The 12,594-nt window shown below is 72.6% G+C and carries 10 protein-coding genes; 5 read left to right on the top strand and 5 right to left on the bottom strand.

The genetic code is table 11. From position 1 onward, the window contains the following. The first annotated feature begins 111 nt into the window (after nt 1-111). A complete protein-coding gene (locus tag JOD95_RS07105) occupies nt 112-522 on the top strand; it encodes a heat shock protein transcriptional repressor HspR (RefSeq protein ID WP_209684476.1) in 411 nt (136 codons plus the stop codon). A gap of 153 nt (nt 523-675) precedes the next feature. Here the strand turns inward: JOD95_RS07105 and JOD95_RS07100 are convergent, their stop codons facing one another. After that, nucleotides 676-1,332, bottom strand: coding sequence for a GntR family transcriptional regulator (locus JOD95_RS07100; protein WP_066651959.1), 657 nt, complete (start codon nt 1,330-1,332; stop codon nt 676-678). 145 nt (nt 1,333-1,477) lie between these two features. Between JOD95_RS07100 and JOD95_RS07095 the strand changes: the two genes are divergently transcribed. Then, entirely contained in the window at nt 1,478-2,626 is a 1,149-nt protein-coding gene (locus JOD95_RS07095; RefSeq protein WP_066651961.1) for a class I SAM-dependent methyltransferase, read from the top strand. Between the two features lie 62 nt (nt 2,627-2,688). On the opposite strand, the gene JOD95_RS07090 is transcribed toward JOD95_RS07095, so the two are convergent. The 3 genes from JOD95_RS07090 to JOD95_RS07080 form a co-directional block, all read right to left on the bottom strand. Continuing rightward, nucleotides 2,689-4,692, bottom strand: a complete 2,004-nt coding sequence (locus JOD95_RS07090; protein ID WP_209684139.1) for a hypothetical protein — start codon at nt 4,690-4,692, stop codon at nt 2,689-2,691. A gap of 152 nt (nt 4,693-4,844) precedes the next feature. Next, nucleotides 4,845-5,675 carry an aldo/keto reductase gene (locus tag JOD95_RS07085; RefSeq protein ID WP_209684138.1) on the bottom strand — a complete coding sequence of 277 codons (831 nt, stop codon included), beginning with the start codon at nt 5,673-5,675 and terminating at the stop codon, nt 4,845-4,847. A 79-nt stretch (nt 5,676-5,754) separates the two neighbouring features. Next, nucleotides 5,755-6,153: a pilus assembly protein CpaE gene (locus JOD95_RS07080; protein ID WP_209684137.1), complete on the bottom strand. Its 399-nt coding sequence runs from the start codon at nt 6,151-6,153 to the stop codon at nt 5,755-5,757. Between the two features lie 318 nt (nt 6,154-6,471). Here JOD95_RS07080 and JOD95_RS07075 point away from each other — a divergent pair, with 318 nt between their 5' ends. The 3 genes from JOD95_RS07075 to tatA all read left to right on the top strand — a co-directional run bounded on the left by JOD95_RS07075 (nt 6,472) and on the right by tatA (nt 11,281). Continuing rightward, complete coding sequence (locus tag JOD95_RS07075) at nt 6,472-9,216, top strand: glycoside hydrolase family 2 protein (RefSeq protein ID WP_209684135.1); 2,745 nt, start codon at nt 6,472-6,474, stop codon at nt 9,214-9,216. A 96-nt stretch (nt 9,217-9,312) separates the two neighbouring features. Next, nucleotides 9,313-10,755: a sugar transferase gene (locus JOD95_RS07070; RefSeq protein WP_066651971.1), complete on the top strand. Its 1,443-nt coding sequence runs from the start codon at nt 9,313-9,315 to the stop codon at nt 10,753-10,755. 235 nt (nt 10,756-10,990) lie between these two features. After that, nucleotides 10,991-11,281: a twin-arginine translocase TatA/TatE family subunit gene (tatA, locus tag JOD95_RS07065; protein WP_374191721.1), complete on the top strand. Its 291-nt coding sequence runs from the start codon at nt 10,991-10,993 to the stop codon at nt 11,279-11,281. A 101-nt stretch (nt 11,282-11,382) separates the two neighbouring features. Here the strand turns inward: tatA and JOD95_RS07060 are convergent, their stop codons facing one another. After that, nucleotides 11,383-12,570, bottom strand: coding sequence for a heparan-alpha-glucosaminide N-acetyltransferase domain-containing protein (locus JOD95_RS07060; RefSeq protein ID WP_209684133.1), 1,188 nt, complete (start codon nt 12,568-12,570; stop codon nt 11,383-11,385). Nucleotides 12,571-12,594: the final 24 nt, after the last annotated feature.

Genomic DNA, 12,594 nt, shown 5'->3' with positions numbered 1-12,594 from the left:
AGCAGTGAACCGGTCTGGAGGCTCGGTGCGGCTCCGTCAGGAACCGTCACCGGGCCTCCAGACTGGTTTCCGGACCACGCGGACGACGGAAAGGAACCAGCCATGACCGACATGGACGAGAACTCGCCCGTCCTCGCCATCGCGGTGGCGGCGGAGCTCGCCGAGATGCACCCGCAGACGCTGCGGCAGTACGACCGGCTCGGCCTGGTCGTGCCGGGCCGCACCCGCGGTGGCTCGCGCCGCTACTCGATGCGCGACGTCGCGCAGCTGCGCGAGATCGCGCGACTCGGGTCCGAGGGGGTGTCGCTGGAGGGGATCCGGCGGGTGCTCGACCTCGAGAACGAGAACCAGGTGCTGCGCGACCGCGTGCGCGAGCTGGAGCGGGCGCTCGCCGATCAGCTCATCGCGCGCCCGGGCGCCCGTGTCTTCGCGGCGACAACCACCGGCGCTGCAGTCCCGCTGCGCGCGGGCATGCGACCGCAGCGGAACACCGCGGTCGTGCTGTACCGCCCCCAGCGCTGAGGTCAGTCGACCGGCGGGCCGAAGAGGTCGCGGCGAACACCGTCGACAGCGGTGCAGCGGGGGAGCGACGGGCGGTCGTCCTCGGGGGAGCAGCGACCGGGACGGTGCGCCCGGGCCGTGTCGATGACCGAGCGGACGCAGGACGCGCACACGTCAGGACCGCCCACGGTCGGGGTCGGGGAGCAGGTGGACCGTCCAGGTCGCCCGCTCCGCGAGCCGTCCGTCGCGGCAGTCGACCGCGACGCGGAGCGCGACGAGGCCGTTCCGGATGTGCTCCCAGGGCAGTGCGCTCCGGATGTCGTCGTGCCGCAGGCGGTACGTCAGGCCGTCGAGGGTCCCGCTCAGGGCCGCCACGAGGAGGGGGTTGTCGCACGCCGCGAGGAAGGTCCGGTAGACCGGGGTGATCGCGTCCGAACCCCACTGCCACGTGGGCATCGCCATGCAGTCGAGCACGAGCCCGATGCGCCGGAAGAGCGCGGCGCGGTCGCGGTCCCCGAGGTCGCCGATCGTGGTGCGGACGACGCCCCCGAAGAGCAGTCCGAGCGTCTGCAGCGTCGGGATGAGTTCGTCGCGGCGCGGGACCGTGACGCGCGTGTACCGGTTCGGCCGGAACTCGACGAGACCGAGGTGCCCGAGGTCCGACAGTGCTTCCCGCACCGGCGTCCGGGAGCACCGGAGCCGGAGCGCGAGCTGTTCGTCGTCGAGCAGGGTCCCCGGGGCGAGCGCCCCGCTCATGATCTCGGTCCGCAGGCGTTCCCGCGCCTGGTCCCGCAGGCGGGGACGCCGGCCGGCGTCTGGCGAAGCGAACATCGGCCCCTCTCGCTCGTCCTGCCGTTGCTCGTCGCGCAACGGTCTCCTCCGAGCGTAGGGGCTTGGGATACCACCGGCACCGGTGATATACCGCTGCCGTGCGCACCGGCGCGGCTCCGCACCGTCGTCTGAGTACCCTGGGGCCGTGCCATTCGACTTCGCCGACCACTTCCGGCGCTCCCCGGTCAGGGACGAGCCCGACCTCGTCGCGATCGACGGCACCGACCGCTTCATGCTCGACGAGGCACCGCACGTGCACGGGGACGCGCTCCGGCAGCCCGGTGAGGTCGCCGTCGTCGACGACCGGTACGGGGTGCTGACCCTCGGAGCCATGACCGTGCACGGCGCGTCGGGCGTCCGGGTCGTGCAGGACTCGCTCGTCGGGGTGCGGGCGCTGCAGGCGAACGCCGGCACCTTCGGCCGGAGCGGCTTCGTGCTGACCGAGACGCTCGAGCAGGCCTTCCGCGACGTCCGCCTGGTGCTCCTCCGGCTGTCGAAGTCGAACGACCGGCTCGACGAACTCGCACGCGCCGTCGCCCGCTGGGCGGCGCCCGACGTGGTCCTGCTCTGCGGCGGGGTCTCGAAGCACATGAACCTGTCGCAGAACGACGTCCTGCGCCGGTACTTCGGCGAGGTCACCGCGTCACGGGGTCGCGGCAAGTCGCGGCTGCTCATCGCGCAGGACCCGCTCCGTGCGACGGCGGTGCGCGCGGACGCGACGAACCCCTGGCCGCGGTCCGTGCACGTCGACGAGCTCGGGATGACGCTCGTCGCGCACGGCGGCGTCTTCGCGGGGACGTCGCTCGACCAGGGCACCCGGGTGCTGCTCGACGTCATGGACGACGCCGTCCCGTCGGCGCGGGTCGCCGTCGACCTCGGGTGCGGGAACGGCGTCATCGCGACTGCTCTGGCGCGCCGCCGCCCGGCCGTCAAGGTGGTCGCGACCGACGTCTCGGCGATCGCCGTGGCGTCGACGCGGGCGACGGCGGTGGCGAACGGCGTCGCGGACCGGGTGACGGTCGTCCGGTCGGACGCGGGCGACGAGCTCGACGAGGGGTCTGCGAAGCTCGTGCTCTGCAACCCGCCCTTCCACGAGGGCACCACGGTGAGCACCGACGCGGCCGAGGCGATGTTCCGCAACGCGGCCACGATCCTCCAGGCCGGCGGTGAACTGTGGTGCGTCTGGAACTCGCACCTGCGGTACCGACCCATGCTCGAGCGGCTCGTCGGACCGACCCGACAGGTCGTCCGGACCGCGAAGTTCACGGTGACGGCCTCGCGCCGGGCCGACTGAGGCGGGGACGACGACGGCCCCGTCACCGTGGTGACGGGGCCGTCGTGCGCGAGCGGTCGGGCTCAGATGTGCACGGACACCTGGGTCTGCTTGCCGCCGGCGGTCACGGTGATCACGTGGTCACCCTTCGCGAGACCGGACAGGGAGAGCTTGCCCTCGCCGTCGGCCTTGATCGCGCCCGCGGCGAGCTGCTGCTCGCCCTCGTGGGCCTGCAGGCCGGCGATGCCGGTGGGGAGGCCCCACACGGTGATCTGCGCGGTGCCGAAGAGGGCGCTGGTGCTCGTGACCTGGGCCTCGAGCTGGTCGGCGGCGTGGTCGCCGTTGCCGATCGTGAGCGTGCGCTCGACCTGCTCGCCGTCGATCGTCGCGGTCGCGGTGACGACCGTGGTGAGCTTCTTCGGAGCGGTCACGACGACCTGCGCCGCTTCCTCGTCGCCGAGGGTCACCGTCTTGGTCTTGCCGTTGGCCGCGACGGTCACCTCGGTGCCCTTCGGGCCGAGGACGTCCACGGCGACCTGGCTGTCGCTGATGCGGGTCGAGTCGACGGCGAACGCGGTGTCGGACGCGCCGTCACCCGGCTCCTCGGTGCCGCTGCCGTCGCCGGGCTCCTCGGTGCCGCTGCCGTCGCCGGGCTGCTCGGTGCCCTCGCCGGGCTGCTCGGTGCCCTCGCCGGGCGCCGAGTACGTGAGGACGTAGTCCGAGCTGGTCCAGGCGCCCGTACGGCTCTCGAAGAGGAAGTGCAGGTCGTTCTCGCCCTCGTGCAGGTCGCGGGAGAAGGCCAGCGTGAACTCGCCGTCGGCGTTCGCACGCCCCGACGCGTAGGTGCGGCCGTTCGCGTCCTCCAGGTCCACCGGGCTGTAGGCGCGGACGCCGGAGCCGGAGATGGCGGGACGTGCCTCGTGGACGGTCGATCCGCTCGCCAGGGCCGGCTCGAACGTCGAGGACTTCGGCGTGTAGGTGATGTCGAGTCGCTGGCGCTCGACCCAGTCGCCGTTCGCCTGCTGGAAGCGGACGACGACCCGGTTCTCGCCCGTGTTGAGGGAGCCCTCGAGCTTCGTGGACCAGTGCCCGTGCTCGTCGGCGGTGGCGACGCCGAGCGCCGGGCCGGTGATGCCGCCGACGCTCACCGAGCCGCCGGGACGGGCGGTGCCCTCGAACGTCGGCTGCGAGGTGCGGACCTCGTCGCCGTCGTGCAGGTTCGTCACGGCCTCGACCGGGGACTGCCCCTCGCCGGGCTGCTCCCCGCCGCCCTGCTGGCCGTCGCCCTGACCGGCACCCGGCTGCTCGCCGCCGCCCTGCTGGCCGTCGCCGGGCTGCTCGCCGTCGCCGGGCTGCGTGCTGCCGGTGTCGACCGGGGCCCAGTTGCTCACGGCGAACAGGTCGTGGTTCGGGGTGCTGGCCGGGATCGCGTCGTTCACGGCGCGGAGCGCGGCCTGCTCGGCGGCGGCACCGCCCGGGATCGTGATCTCGAAGCGGCCGTCGGCGCCGGTCGGGGCGCTCGCCACGATCGACCCCCGGTCGAGCGATGCCTCGACGCGCACGTCGCGGTTCGCGGTGCCGCGGACGACCAGGTCGTCGCCCTTCCGGTCGACGGACGAGACGACCGGGTCGGCGGCGTAGGCGTCGAGCTGCGCCTGGTCCGGAGCACTGTGGTGCCCGTCCGCCTTGACGACCGCGGCGGTGATGACCTGCGGACCCGACGGCAGGACGGCGAGGTCGCAGGTGTACAGGTGCTGGTTCGCCGGGGTGTTGTGCCCGGTGCAGAGCAGGTGGCCCTGCTGGTCGACGACCTTGAGCGAGCCCTTCGAGACCGAGCTCGTGACCGCGACGGACGGGGTCGCGCGGCTCGCTTCGAAGACGCTGAGCCCGTCGCGCTCGCCGGTGCTCCGCGCCCCCTGGACCTCGTTGATGCCGGTGAAGCTGTCGGCAATGGGTTGCTCGTGCGTCGCGCCCGGGATCGTCGGGAGGTCGGGTGCCGCGCTGGCGGCCGTCGCGACGACGAAACCCGACGAGGTGAGGACGAGTCCGAGTGCCGCCCCGGTGGCGGCACGGGTGATCTTGCGCATGGGTTCCTTTCGGTGGGATCCGTGCCAGTGACAGCGCGGACGAGCACCCATGTTGTATTTCGCATACTGAAACTATTCCGGGTGTGAGCGATACCCCGTGCACGACGAAGCGCCCCGCCGGTGGCGGGGCGCTTCGTCGACGTGACCTCGGATCAGGCGGGGACGTAGTCGAACGTGTCGGGGTCCGGGCCCGTGCGGTGGCCCTTGTCGAGCGACGTGATCGCCGTCATGTCGTCGTCGGAGAGCTCGAAGTCGAAGATCGCGAAGTTCTCCTCGACCCGCGAGCGCGTGACCGACTTCGGGAAGACGATGTCGCCGCGCTGGATGTGCCAGCGGAGGACGACCTGCGCCGGGGTCTTGCCCGTGGCGCCGGCGATACGGGTGATGGTCTCGTCGTCGAGCACGAGGCCCTGAGCGATCGGGGACCAGGCCTCGGTCGCGATGCCGTGCTCGGTGTCGTAGGCGCGGAGCTCGTCCTGCACGAGGTACGGGTGCACCTCGATCTGGTTGACGGCCGGGGTGATCGTCGTCTCGGCGGCCAGGCGGTTGAGGTGGTGCGCCTGGAAGTTGCTCACGCCGATCGAGCGGGCGGTGCCGGCGTGGTAGAGCTCCTCCATCGCCTTCCAGGTCGGCACGAAGTCCGACACCGTCGGCAGCGGCCAGTGGATGAGGAAGAGGTCGGTGTACCCGCCGAGCAGGTCGGCCGACTTCTTGCCGTTCTCGGCAGCGAGGGCCGGGTCGTGGAAGCCGTTGTTGAGCTTCGACGTGACGAAGATCTCCTCGCGCGGGATGCCGGACGCCTCGATGGCCTCGCCGACCTCCTTCTCGTTGCCGTACATCTCGGCGGTGTCGATGTGGCGGTAGCCGACCTCGAGCGCGGTGAGGGTCGCCTCCTTCGTGTCGGAAGGGTCGATCTGGAAGACGCCGAAGCCGAGCTGCGGGATGGTCTTGCCGTCGTTCAGGGTGATGTTCGGAACGGTCATGTCACCATGCAACCAAAGCGCCCCCAGGAGGCATTCCGGCAACACTCAGTCGGGCGCGCTGCTCGCGGGACCGGACCGCTCAGGCGAGTGCAGCCGTGATGTACGCGAGCAGTGCGTCCCCGTACGCCACAGCCGGGTCGTCGCTGCGGAACTCCCGGGCGGACCCGTCGATCGTCGCCGTGACGACGAACCCGGCGGCGAGCGACACGAACGCCGGTCCGAGCAGGTCGCGCAGCTGGTCCTCCCGCGGGAGCCAGAGCGACTCGGACGCCTCGACCGAGTCGAGCGCCCACTCCGTCGTCCCGTTGAAGCCGAGCGAGGTGCCGCTGGGGTGGTCGTGCCGCTCCACCGTCATCTCGGAGACGGTGTAGACGTCGTCGTCGACCCCGGGCTTGTCGATCACGAACCGGTCGCCCGTCCCCGGGTGCCAGCGGAGTCCGGCGTCGCGCAGCGACCGGGCGAGTTCGACGGTGATCACCGCACCACCCTGCCACGCAGGGCCGGAGGGCGGACGCGACCCGACGGGGCCCGACGCCGTCAGGACGCGTCGCGCGGTCCGTCGTCGCGGACGTGGTCGCCGGCAAGGTCGACGTACTAGCATCGCCGAGCACCCCCGCGCGCGACGAGCACTCGTCCGCGCGCGCGGACGCGACGACGCCTGGGCGACCGGTGCCGTGCCTCCCGGCCGCTCACGCGACCACGGGCACGACCGCCGGCCGGTGTCACGGTGCCGGGGCGGCCACGAGCCGCCGCCGGGTCCTGTCCGCCCTCCCCGTCCGCCCAGCAAAGGACCCGCATGACCCTCGAGCGCGAGGAACTCCGCGACGACTGGACCGTGGCGATCGCCGGCGACCAGGTGCCGACCGGGGCACCGGCCGGGATCACGGGTCGCACGATCCCCGCCACGGTGCCGGGTCAGGTGCACACGGACCTCGAACGCGAGGGGCTCGTCGCGGACCCGACCGTCGACCGCAACGAGGACGGCGCGAAGTGGGTCGGCCGGGCCGACTGGGCCTACCGGCGGACGGTGGACGTCGCACCTCGGGGGCACGAGCGCGTCGACCTGGTGTGCGAGGGGCTCGACACGGTCGCCGAGCTGAGCCTCGACGGCGTGGTCGTCGGCACCACCCGCAACATGCACCGGCGGTACCGGTTCGACCTCAACGACGTCCCGGGTGCCGCGGGCGACCGCGAGCTCGAGCTGCTCTTCGAGTCGCCGTACCGCGAGGCCGGCCGGGTCGCCGCCCGCGCCGGCTCGATGCCGGGACCGTACGACGAGCCGTTCCCGTACATCCGCAAGCAGGCCTCGAACTTCGGCTGGGACTGGGGCCTGACCGCGGTGACGAGCGGTCCGTGGCGTCCGGTCGCGATCGAGCGCTGGTCCACGGCGCGGCTCGCCGAGGTGAAGCCGCTGGTCGACGTCGAGGCCGGCGAGGGCGTCCTCGACGCGCACGTGCGGGTCGAGCGGTCCGGGATGAACGACCTCGACCAGGACGGTGAGGACGACGACCTCGTGCTCGTCGTCACGGTCGCCGGCCCGACCGTGGACGGCGGGACGACCCGACAGCGCTCCCGGGCGCAGCTGACCCCGAAGGACGACGAGACCGTCGTCACGGTGCGCGTGCCCGAGGTGCGGCGCTGGTGGCCGCGCGGCTACGGCGAGCAGCCCCGGTACGACGTGACCGTCGAGCTGCAGACCGTCGACGGCGAGGTCCTGGACCGCCGGACGGCGAAGACGGGCTTCCGCTCGGCCCGGATCGACACCGCGGACGACGCGATCGGCAAGCCCTTCACCGTCGTGGTGAACAGCACCGTCATCGACGTCCGCGGCGTGAACTGGATCCCGGACGACGTCATCGTGTCGCGGGTGGACCGCGCGCGGATCGCGGACCGGCTCGGCGTCGCCGCGGACCTCGGCGTGAACCTCGTCCGCGTGTGGGGCGGCGGGGTCTACGAGTCCGACGACTTCTACGACGTCTGCGACGAGCTCGGCCTGCTCGTCTGGCAGGACTTCGCGTTCGCCTGCGCGGCCTACCCCGAGATCGAGCCGATCCGCAGCGAGGTGGTCGCCGAGGCCCGGGACAACGTCGCACGCCTGGCCGGCCACCCGTCGCTCGTGGTCTGGAACGGCAACAACGAGAACATCTGGTTGCACGACGCGGACGGCTGGGCCGAGGAGCTCGGTGACCGCGGCTGGGGGCTCGACTACTACCTCGACCTCCTCCCGACGATCGTCGACGCGGTCGACCCGTCGCGCTTCTACACGGTCGCCTCGCCCTGGTCGGGTTCCGAGACCCTGCCCGCGAACGACGTCGACCACGAGACGCACCACTCGTGGGACGTCTGGAACCGGCTGTCCGACGACCACTACCGCGACTCCGTCCCGCGGTTCGTGTCCGAGTTCGGGTGGCAGGCACCGCCCGCCTGGCGCACCCTCCGCGACGCGGTCACGGACGAGCCGCTGCGCGTGGACTCGCCCGGTGTCGTGCACCACCAGAAGGCCGACGACGGCATGGGCAAGCTGGCACGGGGGATCGAGCCGCGCTTCGGCGTCGTCGATCCGGCCGAGTTCGACCGCTGGCACTACCTGACGCAGCTGCAGCAGACGCGGGCCGTCGCGACCGGCGTCGAGCACTGGCGGACGCACTGGCCGCGGAACACCGGGGTCGTCGTCTGGCAGCTCAACGACCTCTGGCCGGTGGCATCGTGGTCCGCGATCGACTCCGCCGGGCGGCTCAAGCCGCTCGCCCACGAGCTGCGTCGGCTGTACGACGACGTCCTGCTGACGATCCGGCCCGTCGTGCGTCCGTCCGCTGACGACGACGCGGTTCCGACGTCGTCCGGAGACCGGCCTGGAGGCGCGGACCACGTCGACACGTCGGCTCCCCTCGACGGGGCGGCCGGGACCGCCGCGAGCACCGGTACCGCCGACGGCGCCTCCGAGTCCGGAGGGCTCGTCGACACGCTGTCGCTCGGGGTGTCGCCCGGGTCGTTCGGACACTCGCCCGTCGAGATCGCGGTGCGGTCCTCCCGCGGCGGTCGCGACAGCGTGGTGCGGGTCCGGCGCATGCACGTGTCCGGCAGGATCCTCGCCGAGGTCACGCTGCCCGTCCGGCTGTCGGAGGCCGGCGTCGCCGTCGTCGACCTGCCCGAGTCGGTCGGCGTCCTGGACGACCCGACGCGTGAGCTCGTCGTGGCGGACATGGACTGGCGTCGTGCGGTCTGGACCGCGTCGCCGGACAAGGACGTGCAGTGGGAGCCGGCGCGGTACCGCACGACGGTCGCCCCCGCGGCCGACGGTGACGGACACCACCTGGTCGTCGAGGCCGAGTCGCTCGTGCGGGACCTGCTCGTGCAGCCGGACCGCATCGCGCCGACCGGCACCGTCGACCGCGGCTTCATGACGCTGCTGCCGGGGGAGCGCGTGGGCTTCCGGGTCCGCGGGCTGTCCGACGCCGAGGCTGCTCGCCTGACGGAGGGCGCGGCGCTCTGGTCGCTCACGGACGCTGTGCTGCCCGCGACACCTCACACTCCGCACTGATATACTGGCCGGGTCCGGTGTCACCGGACCCGGCAGGGAACGCCCCTGCCGGCCATCGTCCGGAGGTGCTGGATGTCGCTCGCAGTGCGTCGGCCGATGACGAGCACGCCTCGACGAGGTGTCCCTGCAGGAGCATCGCACCGGTTCTCGCTCGTCGTCGGCGCGCTCGACCTCGGGCTGCTCGTCGTCGCGTTCGGCGTCGCGCACGCCCTCCGGTTCCCGTGGGAGGGGCCCTCCCTCGCGACCAGCCCCGGCTGGACCGAGGTCGTGACGGCCCCCGCGATCATCGTGCTCTGGACTGCCCTGCTCTCCGGCTTCCGGACGCGCGACCCCCGCATCGCCGGCGTCGGTGGTGAGGAGTACCGACGGCTCGTGACCGCGAGCCTCGCCGCCGCCGCAGCAGTCGCCGTGATCGCCTACGCGGTCCGTCTCGACATCGCGCGGGGGTACGTGGCGATCGCGTTCCCGCTCGGCCTGGTCCTGCTCGCGCTCGGGCGCAAGGCCGTCCGCACGGTCATCGCCCGGCGCCGGGTCCAGGGGCGGCAGCTGCTCGACGTCCTGCTCGTCGGCGACCTGGACGACGTCCGCTACGTCGGACGACGCATCGTCGCCACCCCTGCCGCGGGCTACCGGGTCGCCGCCGTGGTCACCGATTGCGCCGACCTCGGCACGCAGGTCACCCTCGGCGATGACGCCTCGCAGGTCGTCGGCGGGATCGACGACGTGCTCGACGTCGCGACGTCGACCGGGGTCGCCGCCGTCGTGGTCGCCGGTGCGATCCGCGGCGGCCACGAGCGCCTGCGCCGTCTCGGCTGGCAGCTCGAGGAGCGTGGCGTCGAACTCGTCGTCTCCTCGCCGCTGGCCGACATCGCGTCGGGTCGTGTCCACGAGCGACCCGTGGACGGCTTGCCGCTCATGCACGTCGAGACGCCCGACTACGGGTGCCGTCGGGGAAAGCGTCTGCTCGACGTGGTCGGGTCCGCCGTCGGCCTGGTCGTGCTCGCGCCGCTGCTCGCGGCGATCGCCGTCGTCATCCGGCTCGACGACGGAGGCCCGGTGTTCTTCCTGCAGCGCCGGGTCGGCCGAGGCGGGCAGGAGTTCTCCATCCTGAAGTTCCGCACGATGTGCGTCGACGCCGAGGCCCGGATCGCCGAACTCGCCACTGCCAACGAGGGCTCCGGGCCCCTGTTCAAGCTCCAGCGGGACCCTCGTGTGACGCGGGTCGGTGCGTTCCTTCGTCGGACGTCGCTCGACGAGCTGCCGCAGCTGTGGAACGTCCTCACGGGGTCGATGAGCCTCGTCGGCCCCCGCCCCGCGCTGCCGAGTGAGGTCGCGGTGTACGAGGACTTCGCCGACCGGCGCCTGCTCGTCACGCCCGGCATGACCGGACTGTGGCAGGTCAGTGGTCGATCCGACCTCGACTGGGTCGAGGGCGTGCGGCTCGACCTGCACTACGTCGAGAACTGGTCGTTCGTGCACGACCTCGTGATCCTCGCCAGGACGATCCCGTCCGTCCTGCGGTCCCGCGGCGCCTACTAGCCGCCCCACCGACCCCGGCCGCGCCTTGACCCGCGGCCGGAACGGCGCACCCCCGGAGAGCAGCGGCCTCCGGGGGTGCTGCCATGTCGTCCGGTGCAGCCTGTGCGAACGGTGTCCGTTCCCGCTCCCGCCTGGGCTTCCGGTCGGGTGCGGGTTACGATGATCGGACGACGGACTTCCGCCCTCCCGGTCGACGATGACCGGACGGGCGTCGCCAGACCCAGAACAAGGAGACATGATGCTCGGAAACCTGACGGGGATCCACCTGCTGATCATCCTCGGGATCATCATCCTGCTGTTCGGTGCGACCAAGCTCCCGGCGCTCGCCAAGGGCCTGGGCCAGTCGATCAACATCTTCAAGAAGGAGATGGGCGACGACAAGAAGCAGACTGACGACGGCACCGTGAACACGGCGACGACCGGTCCGACCGTGCAGAACACGGCGCAGCCGACCGCGCAGCCCGTCGTCAACCCCGGCCCCTCGGTGCAGCCCGACGTGCACTCGACCGCCGAGCCCAAGAACTAGGACACCCAGCCCCGTCCTGTCGGCAGCCCCCGCGACCACTCTGGTCGCGGGGGCTTCGGCGTTCGGGCGACGTCCTGCTCCGGCCCTGGTCCTGGTCGACGTCAGGACGTCGTGGTCGGTGGATCGTCGAGTGCTCGGGCGGCACGTCGGGTGAGCGCCTCGAGGGGACCCCGACGACCGGAGCGGTGGACGAGCAGTGCGGCGACGACGGCGGCCACGAGGAGGACGACGAAGGGTCCCCACCCGCCGAGTGCCGGCAGCGGGTCCGGTTCGCCCGATCGCGACCAGACGCCGACGGCCAGGACGTGCGCGCAGTAGAGCGTCAGCGCGAGACGGCCGACGGCGCTGAGCGGGAGCAGGACCGTCGGGGCGTACCGACCGAGGAGCCCGAGCGCAGCCAGCACCGCGAGGGCGATGCCGAGGGCTCCGACGAGCTCGAAGGTCGACCCGGCGTGCGGGGTGACGTCGAGCAGGCGTGCCCAGTCGATCCGCGGGAAGGTCGGGTTCTGGGCGACGATGCCGGGGCCGCCCTCCGGGACGGCGGGCGCCACCGGCGCGGAGCCGCTGCCGCTGCCGCTGTCCCCGCCTCCGCCGACGGGGATCATCGTCCCGACCGGTCCCGTGATGCCGAGTGCGGTGCCGATCGCGGCTCCGGCTCCGTACCCGGTCGCGGCGAGCCCGACACCCACCAGGAGCACCCGGCGCAGGACGTCGGCGCGGTCGAGCCCGAGTCGAGCCACGAGCACGCCCGCGAGGACGACCCCGAACCACGACACGGCGGGGTACCCGGTGAAGAGCAGCCCCGCGGTGCTGCTGCCGCCGGTCATCTCGACGACGGCCTGTCCGACGAGGGCGAGCACGGGACCGACCACGAGGGCGAGCACGGCGGCGAGGACGACCCAGCGGAGCCGGAGCCGCAGGAACGGCAGCGCGGCGACGAACAGCACGGCGTAGGTCGGCAGGATGACGAGCACGCCTCCGGGCACCAGGGTCAGGAGCCCGCCGATCGCCAGGAGCGTCGCGGCACGGGCGAGGACGTGCCGTCGGTCGCGGACCCGACCGGCCGGCCCCGGACCTGTGGTGAGCAGGACCAGGGAGGCCCCGGCGCAGAGCGCGAACAGGACCGAGGAGCGACCGTTCACGAGGTCGGGCCAGCTCGACGGATCCGTCCAGTCGAAGAGCGTGTCCGCCGCTCCGACGTGGGCGGCGAACATGCCGAGGACGGCGAGCCCGCGAGCGGCGTCGAGGCCGGCGAGACGTGGACGAGTGGGGGCGTTGACATGTTGCATGTCGACGATGCTCGCGAGCGCGCT

Origin of the sequence: Curtobacterium sp. 1310 (assembly GCF_017834105.1) — a bacterium.
Classification (GTDB): Bacteria; Actinomycetota; Actinomycetes; order Actinomycetales; family Microbacteriaceae; genus Curtobacterium.
Note: the sequence above shows the minus strand (reverse complement) of the source record. Positions and strands in the feature narration are given on the sequence as shown.

Excerpts from the sequence above, each read along its gene's own strand:
- JOD95_RS07105 (WP_209684476.1), top strand. The coding sequence starts at position 112 with ATGGACGAGAACTCGCCCGTCCTCGCCATCGCGGTGGCGGCGGAGCTC.
- JOD95_RS07100 (WP_066651959.1), bottom strand. The coding sequence starts at position 1,332 with ATGTTCGCTTCGCCAGACGCCGGCCGGCGTCCCCGCCTGCGGGACCAG.
- JOD95_RS07090 (WP_209684139.1), bottom strand. The coding sequence starts at position 4,692 with ATGCGCAAGATCACCCGTGCCGCCACCGGGGCGGCACTCGGACTCGTC.
- JOD95_RS07085 (WP_209684138.1), bottom strand. The coding sequence starts at position 5,675 with ATGACCGTTCCGAACATCACCCTGAACGACGGCAAGACCATCCCGCAG.
- JOD95_RS07075 (WP_209684135.1), top strand. The coding sequence starts at position 6,472 with ATGACCCTCGAGCGCGAGGAACTCCGCGACGACTGGACCGTGGCGATC.
- JOD95_RS07070 (WP_066651971.1), top strand. The coding sequence starts at position 9,313 with ATGACGAGCACGCCTCGACGAGGTGTCCCTGCAGGAGCATCGCACCGG.
- tatA (WP_374191721.1), top strand. The coding sequence starts at position 10,991 with ATGATGCTCGGAAACCTGACGGGGATCCACCTGCTGATCATCCTCGGG.
- JOD95_RS07060 (WP_209684133.1), bottom strand. The coding sequence starts at position 12,570 with ATGCAACATGTCAACGCCCCCACTCGTCCACGTCTCGCCGGCCTCGAC.